General features: G+C 41.8%; 5 protein-coding genes. 1 reads left to right on the top strand and 4 read right to left on the bottom strand.

The genetic code is table 11. From position 1 onward, the window contains the following. The first annotated feature begins 509 nt into the window (after positions 1–509). Positions 510–1,667: an acyltransferase gene (locus Q1W14_RS12820; RefSeq protein ID WP_300701968.1), complete on the top strand. Its 1,158-nt coding sequence runs from the start codon at positions 510–512 to the stop codon at positions 1,665–1,667. A 12-nt stretch (positions 1,668–1,679) separates the two neighbouring features. Here the strand turns inward: Q1W14_RS12820 and Q1W14_RS12815 are convergent, their stop codons facing one another. The 4 genes from Q1W14_RS12815 to Q1W14_RS12800 all read right to left on the bottom strand — a co-directional run. After that, entirely contained in the window at positions 1,680–2,087 is a 408-nt protein-coding gene (locus tag Q1W14_RS12815; protein ID WP_300701967.1) for an ATP-binding protein, read from the bottom strand. Between the two features lie 4 nt (positions 2,088–2,091). After that, the gene (locus Q1W14_RS12810) at positions 2,092–4,017 is read right to left on the bottom strand and encodes a SpoIIE family protein phosphatase (RefSeq protein ID WP_300701965.1); all 1,926 of its coding nucleotides are present in this window, start codon (positions 4,015–4,017) and stop codon (positions 2,092–2,094) included. A gap of 20 nt (positions 4,018–4,037) precedes the next feature. Continuing rightward, positions 4,038–4,985 (bottom strand): ABC transporter substrate-binding protein, encoded by a 948-nt coding sequence (locus tag Q1W14_RS12805; protein WP_300701963.1) that lies wholly within the window; start codon positions 4,983–4,985, stop codon positions 4,038–4,040. A 14-nt stretch (positions 4,986–4,999) separates the two neighbouring features. Further along, positions 5,000–5,358 (bottom strand): STAS domain-containing protein (locus Q1W14_RS12800; protein WP_300701961.1); only part of this gene is annotated, 359 nt, incomplete at its 5' end.

The following is a 5,358-nucleotide window of genomic DNA, read 5'->3' as shown; positions in this document are numbered from 1 at the left end:
TAAAACAGAGGTAACCTCAGTCGTTATCTTTGGTACTCTCTGTCGTTATGAGAGGCTGCCTCTGTCGTTATGTGAGGCTACCTCAGTCGTTATGTGAGGCTACCTCAACGAAAATCCCTGATATACAATACGTTGTAAATGACAATTCTCGATTTTGGCAAAAAATATTTCATGACAAATGGAGACTGTTACTATCTGTTGTTTAGCTCATTTCTTTTCTGTTATGAATTAATTTTTCGACGCAGATGACGCAGATAACGCAGATAACGCAGATTTTTTCTCTTTCATGTTATAGGCAGCCATTAAATCTGCGTCATCTGCGTCATCTGCGTCGAAAAATAAGATACGCGTATTTAGCTCATTTCTTCCCCATTTTGAACTAATTTAAACTACTGATTTACATAATTAATTAAAAAAATGGCGGACCATTATTCTGTACTACTTATGTCTTTTTTATATTTCGGCTAATTTTTTTATCTTTAACCCCTCAATTACTAATATCTAATAACATGAATCAAACTCTTACACGACAAAACCCACAGCAACACATCGTTTGGTTGGATGTAGTTCGTTTGGTAGCTATGTTTACAGTAGTGTGCTGCCATTGTACAGATCCTTTTAATTTCTATCCCGGAGATTCCCCTGAGATTGTAGACATTAAGTTTTGGGGAGCCGTTTATGGAGCGGCACTTCGACCTTGTGTACCTCTTTTTGTAATGATAACCGGTGCTTTACTATTGCCGATAAGTGGTGAAACGTCCGTATTCTATAAAAAACGTATTCCGCGGGTATTCTTTCCTTTCCTTATTTGGTCGATAATCTATAATTTATTCCCATGGTTTACGGGGCTACTGGGTGTAGAACCACGGGTAATCCTCGATTTCTTCCCTTACTCGGGTGAAGAAGTGATGCGCCAATCTCTTGCTGTAAGCATGGGGTATATAGCAGAGTTGCCTTTTAATTTCTCGTTGCTCGATGTGCACATGTGGTACATCTATCTGTTGATAGGACTTTACCTCTATATGCCTATTTTCTCTGCTTGGGTGGAGAAAGTATCGGAACGTGCTAAGTTATGGTTCCTTATTACATGGGGAGTGACGTTACTAATACCTTATTATAACGAATTTGTATCTGAATACCTTTGGGGAACATGCTCGTGGAACGCATTCGGCACACTTTATTACTTTGCCGGTTTCAACGGTTACCTGTTATTGGGGCATTATCTGCGTCATCACGACTGGACAACCAAGCAACTCTTGGGATGGGGAATCCCGATGTTTGCAGTGGGATATGTTGTGACATTCTTCGGATTCCGCCACATGACGGCACAACCCGATTGTACGCCCGAAGGGCTGGAATTGTTCTTCACCTACTGTTCACTGAATGTAGTGATGATGACAATACCTGTATTTATGCTTTGCAAGAAAGTGAACTTCACTTCCGAACGATTGAAGAAAGTCTTTGCCAACCTCACGCTTTGCGGATTTGGCGTCTACATGATACATTACTTCTTTACCGGTCCCACCGTAGTATGGATGCGAGCGCTTCATGTACCCATCAGTCTGCAAATTCCTTGTGCGGCCGTGATTGCTTTTGGCATATCCTGGTTCTTGGTAGCAATGGCATACCGTTGCTTCGGAAAGAAGACGAAATGGGTACTTGGATAGATGCTCCTCTGGTTAGAGATTCTTCTTCATGGTTAGGTGGTTCTCGCCATCTAACCGTCGATAGGTAACCTCATTCATGATTCTTCGGATAAGGAAGATGCCAAGTCCTCCTATCTGACGTTCCTCGGCAGGTATGTCGAGGTTAACTTCAGGAGCACTGGTGGGGTCGAATGAAAGACCGTTATCTGTCAAAAAGAAGATAAGCTGATTTTCGGTTGCAGAGGTTTTCAATATAATTTCGTGTGCTTCTTCTTGCGGGTAAGCATACATGATGATGTTGGAAACTGCTTCTTCCAAAGCTAGATTGATGTGCATAGTGGTTTCCATAGATAAGGATAACTCTGCGCCTAATTCTTCGATAAACTCGGCTAATGTTCCGATCTCGTCCAAATTGTTGGTAATTCGAATTTCTTTTTCCATGATGTTATTCTGATTTGTAGTGAAGTATTAAGATAGTAAGGTCGTCACTGGCTTCTGCTTGTTGCACGTGATTGGCAACCGATTCAATTACAGAATCCACGATGTCGCGTACGTGGTGTGTCTCGTTCTGCTCTACGGTTTGTAGCAGCTGGTCTTCTCCATAAAGTTTCTTGGACTCATCTTCGGCTTCGGTCACACCGTCGGTATAAAGTAAGAGTAGACTGTCTTTCTCAATTTCAATCTCTTCTTCCGTGTATTCCATATCTTCGACAATACCAACAAAGACTTGTATTCTTGCTTTCAGGAAATAAGGTACTCCGTGTACAGGTATTACGATAGGTGGGTTATGTCCTGCATTACAGAAGCGCATGTGTCCGGTCTTCAGGTCTAAAATGCCAATAAATAGGGTGATGAACATGCTCGATTCGTTATTCTCGGAAATCGAACGGTTCATGTGCGTCATGATCTTAGCAGGCGAATCGAATTGTTGCGACAATGTACGGAACAGGCTTCGGGCAATAGCCATAAAAAGAGAGGCGGGAACTCCTTTGCCAGAAACGTCACCTACCACAAAGTAGAGGCGGTCGTCGTCAATAAAGAAATCATAAAGGTCGCCACCCACTTCTTTGGCAGGTTGAAGCACTGCATGCAAGTCTATATCTTTACGCTCCGGATAAGGAGGGAATATTTTGGGAATCATTCCCATCTGAATTTCATGGGCAATGGATAACTCGCTTTCAATACGTTCTTTGGCAGCTGTTGTGGCTTGCAACTCTGATACATAGGTAGATAGGGAGTGTTGCATGTAAACCAATGAGTCGCGCAAATCCTTGATCTCATTCTTAGAGTGTACTTCTGGCAGATTTATATCGAAGCGTCCTGTAGCAATGGCGCGGGCCGATTTGGAGAAGGCTCTGAGTGGACGTACCAGTCTGTGGATAATATGGTATAATAGCGGCAACAGTATCAACATTCCGGCCAGGAAGATATAGATAATGCGATGCAATGTGGAATCCAGTTTGCTCAATATTACTTGGCTGGAACATACTGTACAGATAGACCAACCACTGTTAGGAATGGAAGTATAGAAAGCATAAGAATTTTGACTGGCATTGTCGAATTGTGTAGTGCCGGTGTGCCCTGCCAGCATATCTTTACCTAGCTTTTCCTTTTCACTATCCTGTGTATCGTAAGCATCGGAGAAGATCGTTTCATTCATAATCTTCGTCAGATTAGGATGAGTCAGGTAGCTACCATTACGACTGAGCAGAAAAGTATAGCTTGATGCATAGGGCTTTAACTCGTTAATAATATCCGTGAAATGAGATAAGGAGATGTTTGCGGTGAAAATAGCAAACACTTCTCCCTTCTTGTCGCATAAGGGTAATGAGTAAGTACTCATTATAGTATTTCCACCTCCTGTATCATAATAAGGTTCACTCCAATAATTCTGCTTTAGTAATTTGGGAATCAGAAACCAGTCCATACATGGATAGTCATAGTCGGTTCCACCTAATACCTGATATTTTATATCCTGGCTCTGTGAGGTTTCAGCCGAAGCATACGGCATGAAATATTTACCTTTCTCTTTGTAATATTCGGGGATAAAGGCAATTCCACTTCCCACAATCAAGTTGTTTCCGCTGACAATCGGCATGATAATGTTGCGCAAGGAGTCCGGATGATTCCTGTTCTTCTCTATGAGCCAGGTTGACTGTTTAAGAGTGGACTCTACAATACGAAGTTCTCCGCTGATTTGCGTGGCAATGTTCTTGAGTGCTCCGTGTGCATGATCAATGGCATCATCGGTTATCTTTTCACGGCTATAATGGTAGAATAGTGCCATGACGCAAGTGAATACAACCAGCGTGAAAGACAAGACGTAAATGCTTAGTTTTGTGGCGAATGAATGAGAATATATACGTTTCATGAGTTGGCAAGTGCTAAAGGTTATTTGACGAAATCCTCATAACGAATGGCGTGTGTACCTTTCGGCGTAAGTATCTTGGAAGCAAGTTCAAATCCTTCACGGCTCAAGTGGTAAGTGCGTTGTTCGTTTTGTCGGTTTATTTGCAACCGTAATACTTCTTCCAACATTTTGCGTTGGTGGTAACGGTTAGTACCGATATTGTGTTTTTTGATTTGTTCCATGACAATATCCAAAGCTTCTTCACGATGTTCGTTAGCCCATACCCAGCCACGCATACTAGCCTTTGCTATCTTATGCGCAATTTCCGGATTCTTGTTGTAAAACTCTTCGGTAACATAAAGTCCGTCTTCGGGTATGTTATAGCCATAATCAGCAAGACGTAATACATTAGCAGAATCAATCTGCATTCCATATTCCGCAAGCTGTAAATACTCGTTGTAACTGCCAACCAGACAGATATCTACAGCACCGGACATAAACACATTGACTCCACTGTTGAAACGTGTCCATTCTATAGCACCTAATTTATAATGGTCGGCAAGACGGTCCAGTAGTTTATAACTCAAATGGTTCCATACGGCTATTTTCTGATTGTGTAGCGATGTCTCATTTTTTATGGGAGAGTGGCTTATCAGCATCAGGCTATTCTCTTGTGAAGTTTGCAATATATTCACTACACGTGCACCGGAAAGCCGTTCCATAAATGCGTACGATAGATTCATCACTACCACTTGTGCACGCCCTTTCTCCATCATAGAGAAAGAGCTTTCCGATATGGCAGGATGTTGTATCTTTAAGTCGAGCCCTGCTTCCTTGTAGAAGCCTAACTTCTCTGCCACATAATAACCGGTAAATTGTGCTTGGGCAGTCCATTTAGGAGTGAGAATAATGCTTTGTGCTTGCACACTATATGGAAAAAGAAATAGCATTGCCGGTAACAAGCATGCAATGAACTTTAGTTTTCTCATGCTGATTTCAGAATTTAGCGAATGTTGAAAATTGAAATGCATCCTGTTATTTCAAAAATATGTCTGATTTCCGGCTGCATGGCTTCTATAGCGAGGTGTCCGCCATTTTTAGCTACACTCTTTTGAAGAATGAGGAATCCTCTTAATCCGGAACTACTGATGTAAGACATCTGCTCACAGTTGATTATGATATTGGGTTGCTTCTCTTCGAGCAGCGGTTGTATAGCATTGTTGAAATCACGTGCATTGGCAGTATCCAGTCTGCCTTCAATATCTAATACGATGATGCCGTCTAACCGGAATATATTAGTTGTGAGGGTTGCCACCGGCTTAATGTTTTTATTGATATTTTTCTTGAGTATCAGTCGGTTCT

This window comes from Bacteroides sp. (genome assembly GCF_030151085.1).
In the GTDB taxonomy this organism is placed as follows: Bacteria; Bacteroidota; Bacteroidia; order Bacteroidales; family Bacteroidaceae; genus Bacteroides.
Note: the sequence above shows the minus strand (reverse complement) of the source record. Positions and strands in the feature narration are given on the sequence as shown.